General features: G+C 72.8%; 16 protein-coding genes. 3 read left to right on the forward strand and 13 right to left on the reverse strand.

The genetic code is table 11. The features are described from left to right. The 11 genes from VF647_11315 to VF647_11365 form a co-directional block, all read right to left on the reverse strand. The coding region (locus VF647_11315; protein ID HEX8452678.1) for a hypothetical protein at window positions 1–363 on the reverse strand (363 nt) is incomplete at its 3' end. 73 nt (window positions 364–436) lie between these two features. Beyond that, on the reverse strand, window positions 437–1087 hold the full coding sequence (locus VF647_11320; GenBank protein HEX8452679.1) for a GvpL/GvpF family gas vesicle protein: 651 nt from the start codon (window positions 1085–1087) through the stop codon (window positions 437–439). Next, window positions 1084–2307, reverse strand: a complete 1224-nt coding sequence (locus tag VF647_11325; GenBank protein ID HEX8452680.1) for a M24 family metallopeptidase — start codon at window positions 2305–2307, stop codon at window positions 1084–1086. Before VF647_11325 ends, VF647_11320 begins: the two co-directional genes overlap by 4 nt. A gap of 19 nt (window positions 2308–2326) precedes the next feature. Further along, a complete protein-coding gene (locus tag VF647_11330) occupies window positions 2327–3172 on the reverse strand; it encodes a methyltransferase domain-containing protein (protein ID HEX8452681.1) in 846 nt (281 codons plus the stop codon). 263 nt (window positions 3173–3435) lie between these two features. Next, a complete protein-coding gene (locus tag VF647_11335; protein ID HEX8452682.1) occupies window positions 3436–4383 on the reverse strand; it encodes a hypothetical protein in 948 nt (315 codons plus the stop codon). A gap of 286 nt (window positions 4384–4669) precedes the next feature. Continuing rightward, window positions 4670–6304: a hypothetical protein gene (locus VF647_11340; protein ID HEX8452683.1), complete on the reverse strand. Its 1635-nt coding sequence runs from the start codon at window positions 6302–6304 to the stop codon at window positions 4670–4672. Next, window positions 6301–6981, reverse strand: a complete 681-nt coding sequence (locus VF647_11345; protein HEX8452684.1) for a DUF4159 domain-containing protein — start codon at window positions 6979–6981, stop codon at window positions 6301–6303. The genes VF647_11340 and VF647_11345 overlap by 4 nt, the downstream gene beginning before the upstream one ends. Continuing rightward, a complete protein-coding gene (locus VF647_11350; protein HEX8452685.1) occupies window positions 6978–9257 on the reverse strand; it encodes a hypothetical protein in 2280 nt (759 codons plus the stop codon). Before VF647_11350 ends, VF647_11345 begins: the two co-directional genes overlap by 4 nt. 235 nt (window positions 9258–9492) lie before the next feature. Continuing rightward, window positions 9493–10896, reverse strand: coding sequence for a BatA domain-containing protein (locus VF647_11355; protein ID HEX8452686.1), 1404 nt, complete (start codon window positions 10894–10896; stop codon window positions 9493–9495). 4 nt (window positions 10897–10900) lie between these two features. Continuing rightward, on the reverse strand, window positions 10901–11806 hold the full coding sequence (locus tag VF647_11360) for a DUF58 domain-containing protein (protein ID HEX8452687.1): 906 nt from the start codon (window positions 11804–11806) through the stop codon (window positions 10901–10903). Between the two features lie 217 nt (window positions 11807–12023). Further along, window positions 12024–13028: a MoxR family ATPase gene (locus VF647_11365; protein ID HEX8452688.1), complete on the reverse strand. Its 1005-nt coding sequence runs from the start codon at window positions 13026–13028 to the stop codon at window positions 12024–12026. 136 nt (window positions 13029–13164) lie between these two features. On the opposite strand from VF647_11365, the gene VF647_11370 reads away from it, so the two are divergent. The 3 genes from VF647_11370 (at window position 13165) to VF647_11380 (ending at window position 15400) form a co-directional block, all read left to right on the forward strand. After that, complete coding sequence (locus VF647_11370) at window positions 13165–14022, forward strand: metallophosphoesterase (GenBank protein ID HEX8452689.1); 858 nt, start codon at window positions 13165–13167, stop codon at window positions 14020–14022. A gap of 128 nt (window positions 14023–14150) precedes the next feature. Continuing rightward, window positions 14151–14768: a biliverdin-producing heme oxygenase gene (locus VF647_11375; GenBank protein HEX8452690.1), complete on the forward strand. Its 618-nt coding sequence runs from the start codon at window positions 14151–14153 to the stop codon at window positions 14766–14768. 248 nt (window positions 14769–15016) lie between these two features. Further along, window positions 15017–15400 (forward strand): response regulator, encoded by a 384-nt coding sequence (locus tag VF647_11380; GenBank protein HEX8452691.1) that lies wholly within the window; start codon window positions 15017–15019, stop codon window positions 15398–15400. Window positions 15401–15474: 74 nt separating this feature from the next. Here the strand turns inward: VF647_11380 and VF647_11385 are convergent, their stop codons facing one another. Continuing rightward, the gene (locus tag VF647_11385; GenBank protein HEX8452692.1) at window positions 15475–16851 is read right to left on the reverse strand and encodes an alpha/beta fold hydrolase; all 1377 of its coding nucleotides are present in this window, start codon (window positions 16849–16851) and stop codon (window positions 15475–15477) included. Between the two features lie 149 nt (window positions 16852–17000). After that, window positions 17001–17373, reverse strand: a 373-nt coding sequence (locus VF647_11390) for a hypothetical protein (protein ID HEX8452693.1), incomplete at its 5' end; no start/stop codon positions are given.

A 17373-nucleotide genomic window follows, 5' to 3' on the forward strand; every position in this document is an offset into this window, starting at 1 on the left:
CAGCTTCCAGAGCGGCACGCCCAGCCGCTTCCCCACCAGGTCGTGCAGCGCCGCCGAGATCGCCACCCGCGCCGCCGGGTTGCGCCCGATGTGCATCGCAAGCGCTCCCTCGATACGCTCGAGCGCGAACGGGTCCCCCGCCGCCGCGTCCGCCAGCACCCCCGCCAGCCCCGGCAGCACCGCGGACACGGTGTCCGCCGTCTCACCGTAAAAGGGGGTCGCCGGAGCCTCGCCCCACCCCTCGACGCCGTCCGCGTCCCTGATGCGCACCCACACCGTGCGGCGCGCGGGCGGCTCCTTCAGCCGCGCGATGTTGAACGCGTGCTTCGTGCGCAGGTCGAAAATCTGGAAGTCGAGCTTCATCGCGTTAGGCGTTGTTCGGTCCCGTGGAAAGCACGGGCGGCCACATGGGGCCGCCCCTACAAGGCCTTGATCTCTATCCGTGCATCTGCACGAAATCGTACGCCGGCCAGGGGCCCGTCAGGTCCAGCTCCAGCGCGGAGTTGAGCTGCGACAGGTGCTCCACGTGGTCGCGAAAGGCGGCGGAGGCGGAGCGCTGCACCAGGAAGGCGGCGCTCAGGATGCGCGTCTCCTCCGATGGCGTTGGGATGGCGGCGCCCGCCAGACGGCGCAGGTCGGCGTAGATGTGCGTCGCCAGGTCCAGCGCCTTGACGTGCGGAAAGGCCGCGTCCACCACGTCCACGTGCAGGCGGAACTCCCAGCGCCCCGCCACCCGGGCCAGCGCGCCCCGCAGCGTGGCGTACGACTCGGTGAGGAAGCCGATCACCTCGTCGTCGCCGGTGAACACGACGCCCGGCGGCGCGGGGACGACGTCGCCGTGCAGCAGCGCGCGGTGCACCTCCCAGTGGCGCGCCGTCACGTGCAGCGGGTCCGCGTCGCCGCCAGCGGGGGGGGCCGTGCACACGATGGCGGCCACGTCCTGGTAGCCGACGAGCCGCACCGCCAGCCGCGGCTCCGCAGGCTCCCATTCCGGCAGCGCGCCGCCATCCAGCGGGATCACGCCGAGCAGCGAGAGCCCGCGCACGGGGCGCGGCGCTTCGATCGGCACCACCGCGGCGTCGCTCATCCCGCGAACGGATCGTCGGTGAGGAGCGCGTAGAGCCTCCGCTGCGGCCGGTCGGTCGTCACCTCGGGGCCCGCCGCGCCGATGAACATGTTCACCTCTGAGCGGAAGCCCACGTCGCCCGGGAAGTAGATCCCCGGCTCCACGGAGAAGCCGACGCCCGGGATGAGCGTGCGGGTGTCGCGCGTCTCCATGTTGTCGATGTTGGGGCCGGAGCCGTGCAGCTCCCGGTCGATGGAGTGCCCCGTGCGGTGGATGATCTGCTCGCCGAAGCCGCGCGCCTCGATGATGCCGCGCGCCACATCGTCCACCTCGTAGCCCGACACCGGGTTGCCCGCGGCGAAGCGGTCGATCACCATCTGGCACGCCGCCTCGCGTGCATCCACCAGCGTCCCGAACATCCGCTCCAGCCGCTCGGGGATGGTGTCGCCCACGTATGCCATCCACGTCTGGTCGGCGTAGATGGCGCCGCCGTTCTCCTTCCCCCAGAGGTCGATGAGCACCAGGTCGCCGGCGCGGATCTCGGCGTGCTGCTCGGCGGAGGGGGCGTAGTGCGCGTTGGCCGCGTTGGCGTTCACCGCCACGATGCCGTCGCCGCCCACGTTGATCCCGCGGCGCACGAACTCCTCCTGGATCCAGTGGCGGACGTCCCACTCCGTCGTCCGCTCCCCCGCCCGGACCGACGCGGCGATGCGCTCGAAGGCGGTGTGCGCCGTGTCGCGCACGACGGCGGAGGCGCGGCGGTGGCTCGCTTCCCCCTCGTCGCCCCAGCGCGCGGTGAAGAAGGAGATCAGGTCGCCCGACCCCTCCGGCTCCACCCCGGCGGCGCGCACCAGCTCCACGATCCCCGCCGGCACACGGTCCACCACGGGGACGGCGTCGCCGGGCGTGTACTCCATCGCCAGCCGGCGGATGCCGCCCAGGATCGACGCCAGCTCGGCCTCCATCTCGCGCCACGACGAGTACACGCGCTTCTCGCCGTGCCACGTCGTCCACGGCTGCTGCTCGATGCGGTGGGTGAGCGCGACCGGCGCCCCCTCCGCGCGCACCAGCACGAAGTAGCGCCGCGTCAGCGCCGGCAGCCCCAGCAGGGTGCCCGCGACGGGGTTCATGCCGCGGAAGTCGTACAGGAGCCATCCGTCCAGCCCGCGCGCGCGGAGCTCCTGCTGGATGCGCGCGACGGTCTCGGCGGTGAGGGCGACGGTCTGTTCGGTGACGGCCATGGTTGCGTTTCGTTGTGCGTCAGGAGTGCCCGATCGCGTCGGGCGACCAGCGCGTTCCCTTGATCATGGTGAGCCCCAGCACCCGCTCGCGGGTGAGGAGCTGGTGGATCTCCCGCTCGCGCACGACGGCGCCGCGAACCCCGCGCCACCCCCACCTGCGCAGCGCGCGCAAAAAGATCCCGATCTTCTCGCGGAAGGTGAAGATCTCGGTGAAGTCCGGGAACGGTCCCCCCGCCGACGGCCGAAAGGGCGAGGGCGCGTCGGACCAGTCCTCCACCACCAGGTCCACCACGCCCGCGTCGCGCAGCAGCTGCTTCCACTCCACCAGGATGAGCGGCCGGGCGCCCAGGTGCCGCACCAGGATCTCGCGCCGGCCGGGGTCCACGTTCCCGGTCCAGATGAGCTGCACCAGCACGACCTGCCCGAACGGCTTGGTGACGCGGGCCAGCTCGGCCACGGCGCGGCGCGGGTCGGCCAGCGCCGCCAGCCCCAGCTCGCCGATGGCGACGTCGAAGATCCCGTCCTTGTACGGCAGGTCGTCCAGCGCCCCCGCCTCGTACGCGAGCCCCGCCGCCGCCGCCTCGCGCGCGCGCCGCTCGGCCTCGGCCACCAGCTCTGGATCGCTGTCCACCCCCACGCCGTGCACCCCGAACGACTCCGCCAGGAAGCGGGTGGAGACGCCGCGCCCGCAGGCGGCGTCCAGCACCTCCATGCCGGCGTGCATCTCGGTGAGGCTCGCGATCTTGCGGTACAGCGCCTCGCCGCCGGGCGGGAATACCACCTCGCGGCTCAGGCGCACCAGGTCCAGCATGGAGGGTACGCGGTCGCGGCGCGGGCCGGGCGCGTTTGGAGACGGCGACGACATGGGGGTGGAGTATAGGGGCGCGGACGGCGGGTCGCCAGCGGGCGGGGGGGCCCTCACCCCCGCTCGTTCCTCGCTGCCCCCTCTCCCGATAACAGGAGAGGGCTGCGCCCTCGCCGTTATCGAGAGAGGGGGCGGAACCGCGATGCCGCCGTAGGGGCGCGATTCATCGCGCCCGTGCCCGACGCCGCACCGCCGCCCGCCGCCCGCACCCCGAACCCGTAGGGGCAGACCTGCGTGTCTGCCCTCCCCTGCCCTGCCCCGGGTCAGGCCGGCGGGAGTCCGATCAGCGCGCGCAGATGCTGCACCGCCGCGCGCGCGGTGTTCGCCGCGTCGTAGCCACCCTCCAGCACCGACACCAGGCGGCCCCCGGCATGCGCGTCCGCCCATTCGCGGAGCACGCGGGTGACTTCGTGGACCTCGCGCGGATCGACTGCCAGGGAGCCGAGCGGGTCGCCGGCCAGGATGTCGAAGCCGGCGGAGAGAAGGACGAACTCCGGGGCGTCCGATCCGAGCGCATCCAACGCGTCACCGAGCGCACGGGCGAACACCGCACCGTCGCTCCCGGGCGGCAATGCGACGTCGCCGGGCATCGGCGGCGGCGGATCGGGTTCAGGCGCGGGGAAGGACTGCGGATGCGCGTGGATGTCGACCATGCGCGCCCACGGTGCGTCTGCGAGCGCCTGGCGCAGGTGGGTGGCGGGGCGCGATCCCCAGCTCACCACCAGCACCCGGTCGACCCCGTGTCGCTCGTGCAGATGCCGCGCTGCGATGGCGACGGTGTTGAAGAGCGAGAATCCCGACGCCGAATCCGCCAGCGCATCGCGCCCCGGAGGCCGCGCCAGAACGAAGGCGTTGCGCACGTCGCCCGCGAGCACGGCCTCGACCGCGGTCAGCGCGCCGCCGACCGATGCCCGCGCCGCCTCGTCGCTGGCCCCCGAGAGGCGCACGCCATCAATCTCAGCCACCTCGCTCCCCGCCCGCGCCGCTGCTTCCCGCACGCGCGCCACGTGCCCGCGCGTGTGGACGAGGAGGAGGTCCTCGTCCGTCGCGGGCGTGGCGGAGAGCTCGAGGAGCGGGTCGAAGAGCGTCAGCATGTCCTTGTAGACGGCGCGCGCGATGGCGGGAATCCGCCCCTGGTGGTCGGGGTGGTTCCAGCCCGTGTCGTGGCGCGGCGTGTCTTCGTGGCTGACGAACGCGCTGATCTTGGGCACGGTAATGGGGTGGCGGTGGCGCGGGGGGCCCTCACCCCCGCTCGTTCCTCGCTGCCCCCTCTCCCGATAACAGGAGAGGGCTCCGCCCTCTGTTATCGAGAGAGGGGGCGTATTGATGTGACTTGTGATCCTTCAGCGTGATTTATTACGTATATTTTTCGCCTGCCGCCGCTGTCTGGCGCAACAATCCAATCCTGTAGGGGCGGCCCCATGTGGCCGCCCGTGGCTTCCGCCGCGCCGAATTGAACGCATGAGCACAAACTCCGCCTGCGCAGTTTCGTTGGGATCAGGCACGGCTGGAAAGGCGCCGGATCGTCCATTCCGCACCGGCCGCGATAACGAGCGCCAGTAGGAGAATCCAGGCCGGCGGCGGGCGCGGGGCATCCGTACCTACTGTGCGTGCGGCCACGGCTCGGGCAAGCTCGGCCCGTGGAAGCGCCTCGCCGCCGGAAGCGTGGGCAATGAGGGAGAGGCGCGCCCAACCCGCATCCGGCTCGGCGTTGCGGCGGGCACGGAAGCCGGCGTGGGCGCTGGTCCCCGGGACGGTGAGCGTGTAGACGCCGTCCGCGACGGGGACGAAGGAGGCGCGCAGGACGCCGGGACGCGTGGGGTATGCAGCGAGCCGCAGGGTGTCGGCGGGAGCACCGGGGGCAGCTATAAGTAGCGCAGATGGGACGGTGGCGCCCTCGGATGCGAAGACGGCGACCTCCTGGCGCACGCCCGCCGCGCCGACGCTTTCGGCGGGGCGGATGGTGATGGGGTCGCGCGGGGCGGAGGCGAGCCAGTCTATGAGGCCGCGCCAGAACTCTCGGTGCTCATCCATGCGGCCGCCCTCCATCCGCCAGCGCCACGTGTCGGTGATGGCGAGCGAGGCGGCGCGCCCGCGTCCGAACGGGCGCAGCGCAAGCAGGCCGCCCTGCGACGTGGATGCGGCGAGCACTGACGCGGCGCCCGTGCCCGCAAAGGCGGCGGCGGTCACGCGGATGCGGTCGGTGGGGAGCGAGGCGAGCTCGGCAGGGGCCGTCCAGCGGATGGTGGATGCGTCAACAGGCGCGACGGTGCTTCCACTGCGCACAGTTCCGAACGCCGCGGCGCCGGCGCGGTCGCCGGCTAGGAGGACGCCGCCACCGCGTGAGGCGTAGCTCGCGAGCAGAGCCGCTTCGCCGACCGACATTGGAGCGCCGTCGAGAACCAGCACTGCGTCGGTGGCCGCGAGGCGCGCGGAGTAAATCGCGTCTCCGCCTCCCTGCCCCACCGCGATGCCCCGGCCGAGATCGAAGCGCACGTCCACGCGGGCGCCCGACTCCTCCAGCGCGCGCACGACGAAGCGCGCCTCCCATCCCGGAAGGCCCGCTCGGACCAGGATGCGCGGCGCACCGGCGGTGTCGACCCAGGCGCCGATGGAGGTGCGGCGGTCCGCGGCTTCCACGGTCCACTCACGCCACCCAGCGCGCGCAGGACGCACGCGAAAGGCGCCGCCGCCCCGCCCGCCGTCGTCGGTGCGCAGGCGCACGCTGTCCAGCGCGCCTCCGGCATCGGAGAGGCGCACCGTCACCTCGGCGCGCGGCGCGGCGCGGATGCGGAAGGGGATGGCGGCGGCACGGCCAGCACGCGGGTTCACCGGCGCATCGGCGGCGACGGTGGGTGCATCGTCCGGCAGTGCGGCCAGGAGCGGCGTGCGCTCAGCGGCGGCGGCGAGGGCGTCCAGCTCGGCGGCGGATGGAGGGCGCACGGACTCGCGCACGAGCAGCGGCGGGGCGTCCGCGGCGACGGCGGCGCGGGCGATCTCGTCCGCTCCCGTGCGGTCGCCTATGCGCAGGGGGCGGGCGGATGCGGGGGCGTCGTGCCAGACGGCCGGGTGCAGGAGCGCGGCGGCGAGGATGGCGAGGACCAGTGCGCGCAGGATGGCGGCGATCTTCATCGCGTCAGCGCGTACACCACGATGTTGACCCCGAAACGCGTGTTGTCCAGTGCCTGGAAGCGCTTGTTGCGCGCGTGGTAGCTCCACTCCGAGGAGTAGTCCTTGTTCGAGTAGAGGATGCCGAGGCGGCCGTTCACCTCGATCCCCAGGAGCTGCTCGTGGACCAGGTTGTCGCCCCAACCGTTCAGCTCGTGGCTGGTGGTGGGCGGGCCTTTGGGGAAGGTGAAGAAGGCGCGGTAGAGTTCGTGGTCGTTCGGGATGGGGCGCAGCGCACGGGGTCCAAAGATGCGCGCCAGTTCCGCCACCGCGGTCTTGTGGAAGGCGCCGTCCACGTCGTGGTTGTGGTCGTCGATGAAGAGGAAGCCGCCGCGCTCCACGAACGCCTTCAGGTTGGCGCTCTCCTGGCGGCTGAAGCGCACCGGGAGGTGCCCCGTCATGTACACGAAGGGGAAGCGAAAGAGCTCCGGGCTCCCCAGGTCCACCGCCGTCCCCTGCGCGGCGACGGGGATGGAGGTGTACTGCGCCACCGAGTGCAGGAGGTTCGTCGGGACGAGGGGCGCGGAGTCCCAGTCGCCGGACTCGTAGCGCAGGGTGGCCCAAACGAACGGCTCCGGACGCGCCGACGCGGCGGCGAGCGCCAGGAGGCACGCGGCGAACGCGGCGCGGAGGCGCTTCACGGGGTCCTCCCCAGGCGGCGGAAGTACTCCGCGGCTGCCGGGTCCGCGGTGGCGGGTACGACGCGGGTGCGCGCCCCGCCTTCCGGCGCGAGGCGTCCGCGGGCGCGGCGCAGGAGGGCGCGTGCGGCGTCGGCGCGCCCGGCCGCCGCCTCTCCGGCAGCCTGCGACACCAGCGCCGCGCCCTGCCGGTCCACATTCGGAGCGGCCAGAAGGCGACCGGCCAGCGCCGACAGCTCCAATGACGCCACACGCGCAGGCTTGCTGCCGAGGTCGCCAGCGGCGCGGTCCAGCTCCGCCAGCAGGGGAGCGAGGGTGGGGAGCGTGGCCCCTGCCGCGCGGCCGGTTGGCGCCGCCTCGTCCAGCTTCCCCTCCCCGCGAGCGGCGGCGATGTCGACCGGATCGACGCGGACGTTGCCGCGGGGGAGGAGGCGGTCCGTCTTCCTCATCTCCTGGATCAGCTCCAGCGCGGCGTACTGGTGCGGGAGCGACCCCGCCGGATCGGACTGGTTCAGGGCGCGCTCGGAGGCCCACATCAGATCGTAGATGCGCGACAGGGTGCGGTTCACTTCCAGGATGGGATCGGCGTCGTGCTTGTGCGTAATCTCGTCCTCCGTGCCTTTCCCCGTGGCCTCGTCGGCTTCCTCCAGCACCTGCGCCTCGCGCGACGGCGGCGGGACCGCGGCTGGCGTCTCCGCCTCGTGCGAGTGGCCGGCGCCCGCCGTCTCGGTGAAGCTGAGGTCCGCGAACGGATCCTGGGTGCCGCCCGTGGCGCGGGTGAAGACCTGTTCGCCCACGCGCTCGCGCAGCCGGCTCTGCTCGTGTCCGATGTCCGCGCTCTGTTCGCGCAGCTCGCCCGCGGAGATCGCCCGCATCCGCGCGCGCAGCCGCTCCGTGCGCAGGATCAGCATCCGCTGGCTGAGAAGCGGGTTCTCGGGAAGCTCGGTCGGGAAGCCGACGTCGGTGTTGACCTCGTCCATCTCCTCGGGACGCGCGACGCGGATCACGCGCGTCCGCGACACGCTCTCGCCGGGGCCGGTGACGGTGTTGCGGTCGCGCGCGACGGCTCGGATGTGGATGACGTCGCCGGGCTGGAGTTGGAGAGCGGCGAGATCCAGGTCGAGCAAGCCCGCCGCCGTCTTCCCCGCGCGCGACACGCGCGCGAACGTCCACTGGCCGTCCACGTACTCGAAGCTCTCGCCGCTCCCGCGGGTGCGGCTCCAGGTGAGGATGAAGTCGCCGACGCCGTAGTCGTCCGCCGCCGTCGCCCGGACCGCGACGCGCCCGGTGCCCGAGGCGAGCACCAGGTCCGTCTCCGGCTGCGTCAGCGCGACATCCGGCGCGTTGTCCGGCAGCACGGTGACGGGAAGCACGCGCCGGGCGACCACTTCGCCATTGGCGCGCGCCTCAAGCGACACGCCGCGCTCTGCCGGGGTCTGCGTCCACTCCACGATCCACTCGCCCCCGCGGCGCCTCACCGGGAGCGCTCCACCGCTGATCCGCGACGCAGCGACGCCGCTCCACTGCTCCGGGAAGCGGCTCCAGAGGCGGATGCGGCTCCCGGGGAGCGCACCCAACAGGTCATCGCCGCGGCTGGTGGTGGCGGGGAGGTTGGCGTACGCGGGCGGCTCGATGCGCCAGCGAAGCTCGTCGAACGGGGGGATCGGCGCCGGTGCGGAGCGTGGCATCGCCTGCGCGCGCACCTCGCGCCAGCGCGTCTCGTAGGCGTCGCGCGGGCGGGTCCAGCGCTCCCACGCCTCCGCGGCGGCGCTTGGCAGCAGCAGCGCGAACAACCCCGCGAGTGCCAGCGACGTCCCGAGCACGATCGCGGGCACCCGCACGCGGGCCGGGGCCACGCCGCGCAGGTCGGCGGCGGCGAGGTGCCGCTCCGCGTCCTCCAGGAATGCGCGACGCACGGGGCCGGCGGGAGCGCCCTCCATCTCCAGCGCCGTGGCCAGGCGGTTTCCGAGGAAGGGGACGCGCTCCTCCGCCAGCAGCGCGAGCCGCGCCGTGGTAGGAGGACGCGCCACGCGCCACCCCGCCCACCCGAGCGCCCCCGCCGCGAGCGCGAGCGGGAGCCATCGCAGCAGCTCGCGCGTGGCGGCCCGCAGCGGCATTGCCAAATCAACTGCGACGAGCAGCACCGCCACCGTCGCGAACAGCGTCGGCGCCAGCACGAGAACGCGCAGCAGCACCGACCGCCGCCACGCGACGCGCACGCGGGCGAGGAGGCGCTCCGCGGATGGGAGGGGGATGGGGGGGAGGAGGCGGGTGCTCATGGAGCCGGCGGTTGAAACCGCTGCAACAACCGCGGGAAGCCTGCCTTCGCAGGCTCCGGGCGGTCGGGATTGGTGCCGCACCGCCGGGGGGTGAATCCCCCGGCTGGAACTACGCGAAGCCCACTGAAGTGGGCTCGTACGCAGCAGCCAGTCCGCGAAGGCGGACTTTGCGTGGTTCCAGCGGCGAATTCATTCGCTCCTGGAAGGCGCGTGTGGCGCACGTTCGGCCCCTTTCTCATGCCGCACCCCTGCGCCAGTACGCGAAAAAGGTTTCGGCGAGCGCAACCAGGAGCGCCGCCGCCATCAGCCAGCGACCGAGCGCCACGCTTCCGGCGCCTCCGCTGGCCGCCGCATTGATCACGGCGGCTCCGCGTCCCGCGAGGATGGCGCGCGCGCCGGCGTCTAGCGGCAGCATCGCATCGCCCGTGGGTTCGCGGTCGCAGGCGCGTGCCATGCGCTCCAACGCGCGCGGGAAGGCGGGGGAGAGCGGGAGGGCGCCGTCCTCGAGGCCTGTGCCCGCGTAGACGATGCACCCCTTCCCCAGGCGCGCGGCGACGACCGCGGGGCGCCCGTCATCCCACGCTGCCAGGACCGTCGCGCCACGCTTCGGGCGGATGTCTGCGCGGGCGGTGGCGCCAGGGAGCCGCAGGTCGGGGGCGAACCAGAGGTCGCCCGCGTCGCTCCGGAGGGCTGGCGCGGAGCTTTGGGCCGGGAGCCAACCGGGCATGGGCGAACCGGCGCCGCCCGCATCGACGACCACCGTCGCGCCTGCCTCGGCGATCGCGCGCAGGTCGCCAGCGGGGCGGATGGCGACGATCAGGCGCGCATCGGATGGGAGTGCGGAGAGCCGGTCGACAGCGCGCGTGGTCCAGCCGGTCGCCTCGAGCGCGGGGACGACGAAGCGGCCCGCGCCGCCTGACGCGATCACCACGGCGTTGCGGCGCGGCTCCGGCTCGCGCGACGCGGCGGCGTTGGGCGGGGTCGGCGAGGTCAGGTCCTGAAGGCGGATCGCGCCGGGCCAGGCGGCTTGCCGAAGCGCGGCCATCCCCGGCCGCCATCCGCCCCAGCGCAGGGCGGAGAGCATCGTGACGCGGACCGAATCGGCGCCGCGCAGGGTGCGGGCGGCGGGGTCGATAGCTCGCAGGGCCGCGGCGTAGCTGGCCCGGTGCGCGGATGGCCCGACGGCGGCGAGCGAGTCAAATGTGCTCGCGGTGAGCCGGCGCTGCGGGACGTGGACGGCGGAGGTGTCGAAGAGCACGAGGTCGCCGCGGGCGGTTCCGTCCGACGCGAGGAGGGTGCGGCGCGCCTCTTCCACGGCCCGGCGCCATGCATTGGAACCGCGCATGGCGGCGCTGCGGTCGAGGAGCACGACTTCGCGCGTTCCTCGCGGAGCCGGGACCCACGACGGCCGCGCGAACGCCGCGCCCGCGAGCAGGAGGAGGAGCATGCGAAGCGCCATCAGGAGGCGGTCCGTGGGGCGGCTCACGCGGATGGAGCTGCGCGCGTCCTCGGTCAGGAAGCGCGCGGTTGGGAGCGGCGAGCGCGTCGGCGGGCGCCTGCGGATGAGGTGCAGCGCCAGCGGAACCAGCGCCGCGAGGGCACCGGCCAGAAGGAAGAGCGGCGCGCCGAGCGTCAGCATCCGGCTACCCTCGCCGCGCGGTCGCCCACGCCGCGAGCGCCGATTCCACCGGCTGGGCGGTGGTCAGCGCGACGTATTCGACGCCTCGCTCGCGGAGCCGGTCCGCGATGCGGGCGTAGTACTCGGCCACGCGCCGCGCGTACCCCGCATCCGTCTCGGGAACGGCAGGGATCTCGCGCGCCGGGTGCTCAGGGTCGAAGAAGAGCCCAGGGCCGCCCCCGCGCTCCCCGGCCTCCACGGGCGTGAGGACGCGCATCACGATCACTTCGTCCCCCCGCGCGCGCAGCCGTCCGGCGGAGGCGACTAGGGCGTCGCCGTCGTCATCCTCCAGCAGATCGGAGACGAGCACGACGCGGCCGCCGCGAGGCAGGGCGCCGCTCACGCGGTCCAGCGCATCGGCCGCGCTCCCGCTTCCGGCGGGGCGCAGCCGCTCCATCTGGAGAAGGAGGTCGTGGAGCTGGCCGCGGCGCGCGCGGGGCGGGCTGAGGAGCTGCGGCTGCGCGCCGAACGCGGCCAGCCCCACCGCGTCGCCCGATCCGAGCATCAGGTGCGCGAGCGCGGCGGCGACGTAGCAGGCGTAGCGCATCTTGGAGGGATCGTCGCCGTCCGCGAAGTCCATCGAGAGCGAGGCGTCGAGCACCAGGAAGGCGGAGAGGTTGGAGCGCTCCTCGTACTCGCGCACGTGCAGCCGGTCGGTGCGCGCGAAGAGCTTCCAGTCCAGGTAGCGTGTGTCGTCCCCCTGCTGGTAGTCGCGGTGCTTGGCGAAGTCCTCTCCCGCACCGTGCCGCGGCGACCGGTGCGACCCCGCCAGGAAACCGCGCACCACCGTCTTCGCCACGATCTCCAGCCCGCCCAGCCGCTCCAGGAGCCGCGGGGGGAGAAAGGAGCCGGTCGTCGCGGATGCGGGCATGGCACGTCTTACCTGGTGCGGTGCTGCGTCGGGCACGGGCGGCCACGCGGGGCCGCCCCTACGGGTTTCGGTGTGTCTGGCGGGTGTCGGCGCGGCCGATAACACGGGCGCGACGAATCGCGCTCCTACGGGAGACCTGCATCCGGACCCGCGGTTCTCCCCCTCACCCGCCCTGCGCCCCCGCAGGCGGGGGAGGGGGCCGGGGGGAGGGGGCCTCCTACAACCCGCTCTTCGGCGCCGCCACCGTCTCCAGCAGGCGCGCGACGACGGCGTCGGGGGTCACGCCCTCGGCCTCCGCGTGGAAGTTGACGAGCACGCGATGGCGGAGCACCGGAAGCGCCACGCGACGCACGTCGTCAAGGGTGGCGTGGAAGCGGCCAGCGAGGAGGGCGCGCGCCTTGGCGCCAAGGATCAGCGCCTGGCCGGCGCGCGGGCCTGCGCCCCAGCGCACCCACTTCCTCACCTCGTCGTCACCGCCGCCGGGGCGGGTGGCGCGCACCAGGGAGGCGGCGTAGCGGAAGACGTTGTCCGCCACCGGCACCTCGCGCGTCCACCGCTGCAGCGTCAGCACCCGCTCGGCGTCCAGCACCGGCTCGATCGCCGGGTCCGCGACGCCGGTGGTGGCGCGGAGGATCTGCACCTCCTCGTCCTCCGACGGGTAGTCCAGGCGGATGTCCAGCATGAAGCGGTCGAGCTGCGCTTCGGGGAGCGGATAGGTGCCCTCCTGCTCCAGCGGGTTCTGCGTGGCGAGCACGAAGAAGGGGCGCGGCAGAATCATGTCCTCTCCGCCCACCGTCACACGGCCCTCCTGCATCGCCTCCAGGAGCGCGGCCTGCGTCTTGGGCGGGGTGCGGTTGATTTCGTCGGCCAGCAGCACCTGCGTGAATACGGGTCCGCGGATGAAGCGCGCCGCCCGCCGCCCCGTAGTGCGGTCCTCCTCGATCACCTCGGTGCCCGTGATGTCGCCGGGCATGAGGTCGGGCGTGAACTGCACGCGCCGGAACTCCAGCTCCAGCGCCTCGGAGAGCGTGCGCACCAGGAGCGTCTTGGCGAGGCCGGGGACGCCCACCAGGAGCGCGTGGCCGCCGGCGAGCAGGCACACGAGCACCTCGTCCAGCACCGTCTCCTGGCCCACGATGCGTCGCTGGACCTGCGCCCGCAGGCGGGCGGTGTCGCCCAGGAGCGCTTCGACCTCCATCTGTGCCGTAGCCAGGGGAGCCAACCTCGCGTGGAGTGGATGAGGAGCCGTTTCCGGCCTGCTAAGATCCCAGCACCCCCCGCCGCGCGCAAGTGCCCGCCGCGCGCACGCGGTGTGCGGAACGGGATCAGCCCCTCCATCCGCTCAACGGAGCCACCCGATGAAGACGATCCATCTCCTCGCCGCCGCCCTTGTCCTCGCCGCCTGCTCGCGCGAGCCCGCGGCGGTGGTGCCGCGAGCGGCCCTGCTGCTGGCTGCGGGCGACATCGCGGAGTGCCCGCGGCAGGGGGACGAGGCCACCGCCGCGCTCCTCGACACGCTGCCGGGGACCGTGGCGGTGCTGGGCGACAACGCGTACGAGCGCGGGACGGAGGAGGAGTACGCCCGCTGCTACGATCCGAGCTGGGGCCGGCACAAGGCGCGTACCCGCCCTACCCCTGGCAACCACGAGTACGCCACGCCCAACGCGGCGCCCTACTACGCCTACTTCGGCGCGGCGGCGGGGAATCCCGGCGAGGGGTGGTACAGCTACGAGCTCGGCGCATGGCACGTCGTGGTGCTCAACAGCGAGGTGCCGCGCACGCCGGACTCGCCGCAGATCCAGTGGCTGCGCGCGGACCTGGCGGCGCACCCGGCGCGCTGCACCCTTGCGTACTGGCACAAGCCGCGCTTCAGCTCGGGCCCGCACGGCAACAACGAGGCGATGCAGCCCTTCTGGGACGCGCTCTACGAAGCGGGCGCCGATGTGGTGCTCACCGGCCACGACCACATCTACGAGCGCTTCGCCCCCATGACGCCGGACGGGCGTGCGGACGCGGCGCGAGGAATCCGGTCGTTCGTCGTGGGCACCGGCGGGCGCAGCCTGTACGACATCGCCAGCGTTGCCGCCAACAGCCAGTTCCGGCAGAACACGGCCATCGGCATCATCCGCTTCGAGCTGGCGGAGAGCAGCTATCGCTGGCGCTTCATCCCCACGAGCGGCGCGCCCATGGACGAGGGTAGTGCGAGCTGCCACTAACAACGGCATGTCTCACGCGGAGACGCGAAGACGCAAAGAAGAGCACGCGAAGTTCTCTTCGTGTCTTTGCGTCTTTGCGTGAGGCCAATCATTAGAAGCCTGGTCGAACAACGAACTCCGGTCAGTACTTGGAAGCAGCCACCCGCCCCGCCATTCTGGACCTGCTGCGGGATCGCACCCGCGCGGCGCACGACCGCGCCGAGGAAGCGCTTCCGCTCCTCGACCCGTCGCTGCACGCGGCGCGCTACCGGGCGATTCTGGCTGGCTTCTGGGGCTTCCACGCCGCGCTGGAGCCGCGCCTCGCCGCCGTCGCTGAGCTGCGTGATCTGGGGCTGGACCCGGCGGAGCGCCGCAAGCTGCCGCGCCTGGAGCACGACCTGCGCACCCTCGGCACCGACCCGGCGCGCCTTCCGCTGGCCGACGCGGTGCCGGAGGTGGAGGGCGCGGCGGCGGCCCTCGGGTGCATGTACGTGCTGGAGGGAGCCACGCTCGGCGGGCGCGTCATCAGCCGCCACCTCGCCGCGCGTGGCATCGGCCCGGAGTCGGGCGGTGCCTTCTTCGCCGGCTACGGCGACGAGACCGGCGAGATGTGGAAGTCGTTCTCCGCCGCCATCAGCGCGTACGCAGAAGCCCATCCGGAGAGCATCCGGCGCATTGTCGACGCCGCGGACGAGACGTTCACGCTCTTGGAGCGCTGGCTCGCGCGCGCTCAATCTCCAGATCCGCCGCCCGATCCTCGAGGATGAGATCGACCGCCGCGCGCAGGCTCTGCATCGCCTCCTCCTCGGTCCGCCCCTGCCCGTTCGCACCCGGCGTCGCGGGCGCGGAGGCGATGAACCACTCTCCCTCGCGCTCGATGATGGCGTCGAGTTCGTCACACATCATCAATCTCCGTGGTTGTGTGCGAGGATTCGTTTGACACGGTGAAGCCGCGAAATCAGATTACGGCTCCCGCTGGAACTGCCGCAACCACCGCATCTCACCAGGCCCGCGAATGTCCGGCCACACGATCCTGCTGGTGGAAGACAACGAGGACAACCGGGTCGTCTACCGCACGATGCTGGCGCACTTCGGCTTCCGCGTGGTGGAGGCGACCGATGGGCACGAGGCGCTCCGGCTCGTGCGCGACGACCGCCCGGACCTGATCCTGATGGACATCTCCATCCCCGTGATGGACGGCTGGGAAACGACGCGCACCCTCAAGGCCGATCCCGACACCGCCAGCATCCCGGTGATCGCCGTCACCGCGCACGCACTGGAATCGGACCGGGCGCGGGCCGAGCAGATCGGCTTCAACCTCTTCCTCACCAAGCCCGTGGAGCCGCGCCGCGTCGTCACCGAAGTGCGCCGCCTGCTGGGCCTGGAACAGACGCCCTAGCCGCGGACGAAGTGCACAAAAGGAGGCACGGAGAGCATGCTCCCCGTGCCTCTTTTTGCATCGTGCCGCCGCGGCTACCGCACGAACCGCTGCACGATCCAGCTCGCCACCGCCTCCAGCGCGGCGGGCGACATCGTCTCTTCGATGGTCGCGTACTCGCCGGGGGAGCCGGTGCGGGCGGTCTGGAAAAGGTGGTTGAGCCCCGGAAGCTCCTGCACCCGGTAGTCGCGGTTCCCGGCCGCGCGCAGCGCGGAGTCGATCGCGGCGAGGTTCTCCTTGGCGGGCACCTGCACGTCCAGCGAGCCGTTCAACGCCAGCGTGGGCACGGTAAGACGGCGCAGCGCGGGGCGCGGGTCGTAGCCCAGAAAGTAGCGGAACCAGGGGCCGACAAGCGGCCGCATCGGCGCCGGAATCGAATCCGGCGATGAGGCGCCGGCGGCGCGCTCCTGCGGGGTCAGGACGGCGCGGATGCGGCGCGCGGCATCCGCGCTGTCACGCCCCGCGCGCGCGGCGGCGAAGATGCGGCCCTGCACCTCGCCCTGGCGCCGCACCATCTCCTCCGATGCGCCGGAAGAGCGCAGCACCGCCGCGCCCTGCAGCCGCAGGAGCGAATCGCCGGGGATGCCCGTGCCGGCGAGCATAACCACGTACGCCACCCCGCGCGAGCGCGTCGCCACCATCGGCGCGATGACCCCGCCCTCGCTGTGTCCGATGAGGCCGATCTTGTTGCGCGCCACGTCGGATCGCGCGGCCAGGAAGCGGACCGCCGCCTCTACGTCGTTCGCGAAGTCCGCCGAGGTGGCGGCGCCGAAGTCGCCGGTGGAGCGGCCCTCGCCGCGGTCGTCCATGCGCAGCACGGCGATCCCGCGGCGCGTCAGGTAGTCGGCGAGCACCAAGAAGGGCTTGTGGCCCATCAGCGACTCGTCGCGGTCCTGCTGCCCGGAGCCGGTGATGAGCACCGCGGACGGAAACGGCCCGCGCCCCTGCGGAAGCGTCAGCGTCCCCGCGATCCGCACCCCGGGCACGGACGCGAAGGAGACCTCCTCCTCGCGGTACGGAAAGGGGCGCTTCGGCTCCTGCGGGCGCACCGGTGCGGCCAGCGCCGCCCCGCGCACCAGCGTGAGCGGCAGCTTCGCGCCACCCTGCTCCCACGTCCCCGCCAGCGAGTCCCGGTTGGCCGAGATCCGCGCCTGGAACACCGCCCCCGACGCCTCTATCCGAACCGCAGTGTCTCCCTGCGGCAGCACCGTAACCGGCAGCCGGACGCCGCCCTGGTCCACACTCGTCAGCGCCCCGCTAAACGCGCCATTCGCCCCGCGCTCGATGGAAAGCGCCAGGCGCAGCTTGATCGCCCCCGCGTCCAGCGCCCCGTTGTAGTTCCCGGGCAGCCGCGCGCCCGGCCCCTGCGCCGCCGCCCCCGAAGCGAGCCCCACCACCGCAACGCCCGCCATCAGCCATCCACGCATAACTCCTCCCTCATTCCGAATTTACACATCACCCGCGCACCCTCGCGGTTCACTCTGGCCGACTGTCGGAACGGCGATACCGGCCTCCCGGTTTCGTTCCTCACCCATTCCCCATTCCCCATTCCCCATTCCCCCTACAGCCCCTCCGTCCGCTCCTGAATCGACCTCACCTCCCGCGTGCGGCTGCGCAGCGCGCTGATCGCATCGGCGGCGGCGTTAGCGGCGGACATCGTGGTGATGTACGGGATGCCGTACTGGATCGCCGCGCGGCGCGTGGCGTAGTCGTCGTACTGGCTCTGCGTGCCGAGCGGCGTGTTGATGAGGAGCGCCACGTCGCCCGAGATGATGTGGTCCACCATGTTGGGCCGCGCCTCGTTCACCTTGAAGACGCGCTCGCACGGCACGCCGCGGCTGCGCAGGTAGCGCGCGGTGCCCTCGGTGCCCGCGATGCGGAAGCCCATGTCGTGCAGCCGCCGCGCGATGGGCGTGACCGTCGCCTTGTCCGGA

The organism is Longimicrobium sp. (assembly GCA_036387335.1).
In the GTDB taxonomy this organism is placed as follows: Bacteria; Gemmatimonadota; Gemmatimonadetes; order Longimicrobiales; family Longimicrobiaceae; genus Longimicrobium.

Bases quoted from the DNA above. Each gene is read 5' to 3' on its own strand.
- VF647_11340 (HEX8452683.1), bottom strand. From the start codon at position 6,304: ATGAAGATCGCCGCCATCCTGCGCGCACTGGTCCTCGCCATCCTCGCC.
- VF647_11370 (HEX8452689.1), top strand. From the start codon at position 13,165: ATGAAGACGATCCATCTCCTCGCCGCCGCCCTTGTCCTCGCCGCCTGC.
- VF647_11325 (HEX8452680.1), bottom strand. From the start codon at position 2,307: ATGGCCGTCACCGAACAGACCGTCGCCCTCACCGCCGAGACCGTCGCG.
- VF647_11355 (HEX8452686.1), bottom strand. From the start codon at position 10,896: ATGCTGACGCTCGGCGCGCCGCTCTTCCTTCTGGCCGGTGCCCTCGCG.
- VF647_11350 (HEX8452685.1), bottom strand. From the start codon at position 9,257: ATGAGCACCCGCCTCCTCCCCCCCATCCCCCTCCCATCCGCGGAGCGC.
- VF647_11385 (HEX8452692.1), bottom strand. From the start codon at position 16,851: ATGGCGGGCGTTGCGGTGGTGGGGCTCGCTTCGGGGGCGGCGGCGCAG.
- VF647_11320 (HEX8452679.1), bottom strand. From the start codon at position 1,087: ATGAGCGACGCCGCGGTGGTGCCGATCGAAGCGCCGCGCCCCGTGCGC.
- VF647_11360 (HEX8452687.1), bottom strand. From the start codon at position 11,806: ATGCCCGCATCCGCGACGACCGGCTCCTTTCTCCCCCCGCGGCTCCTG.
- VF647_11330 (HEX8452681.1), bottom strand. From the start codon at position 3,172: ATGTCGTCGCCGTCTCCAAACGCGCCCGGCCCGCGCCGCGACCGCGTA.
- VF647_11380 (HEX8452691.1), top strand. From the start codon at position 15,017: ATGTCCGGCCACACGATCCTGCTGGTGGAAGACAACGAGGACAACCGG.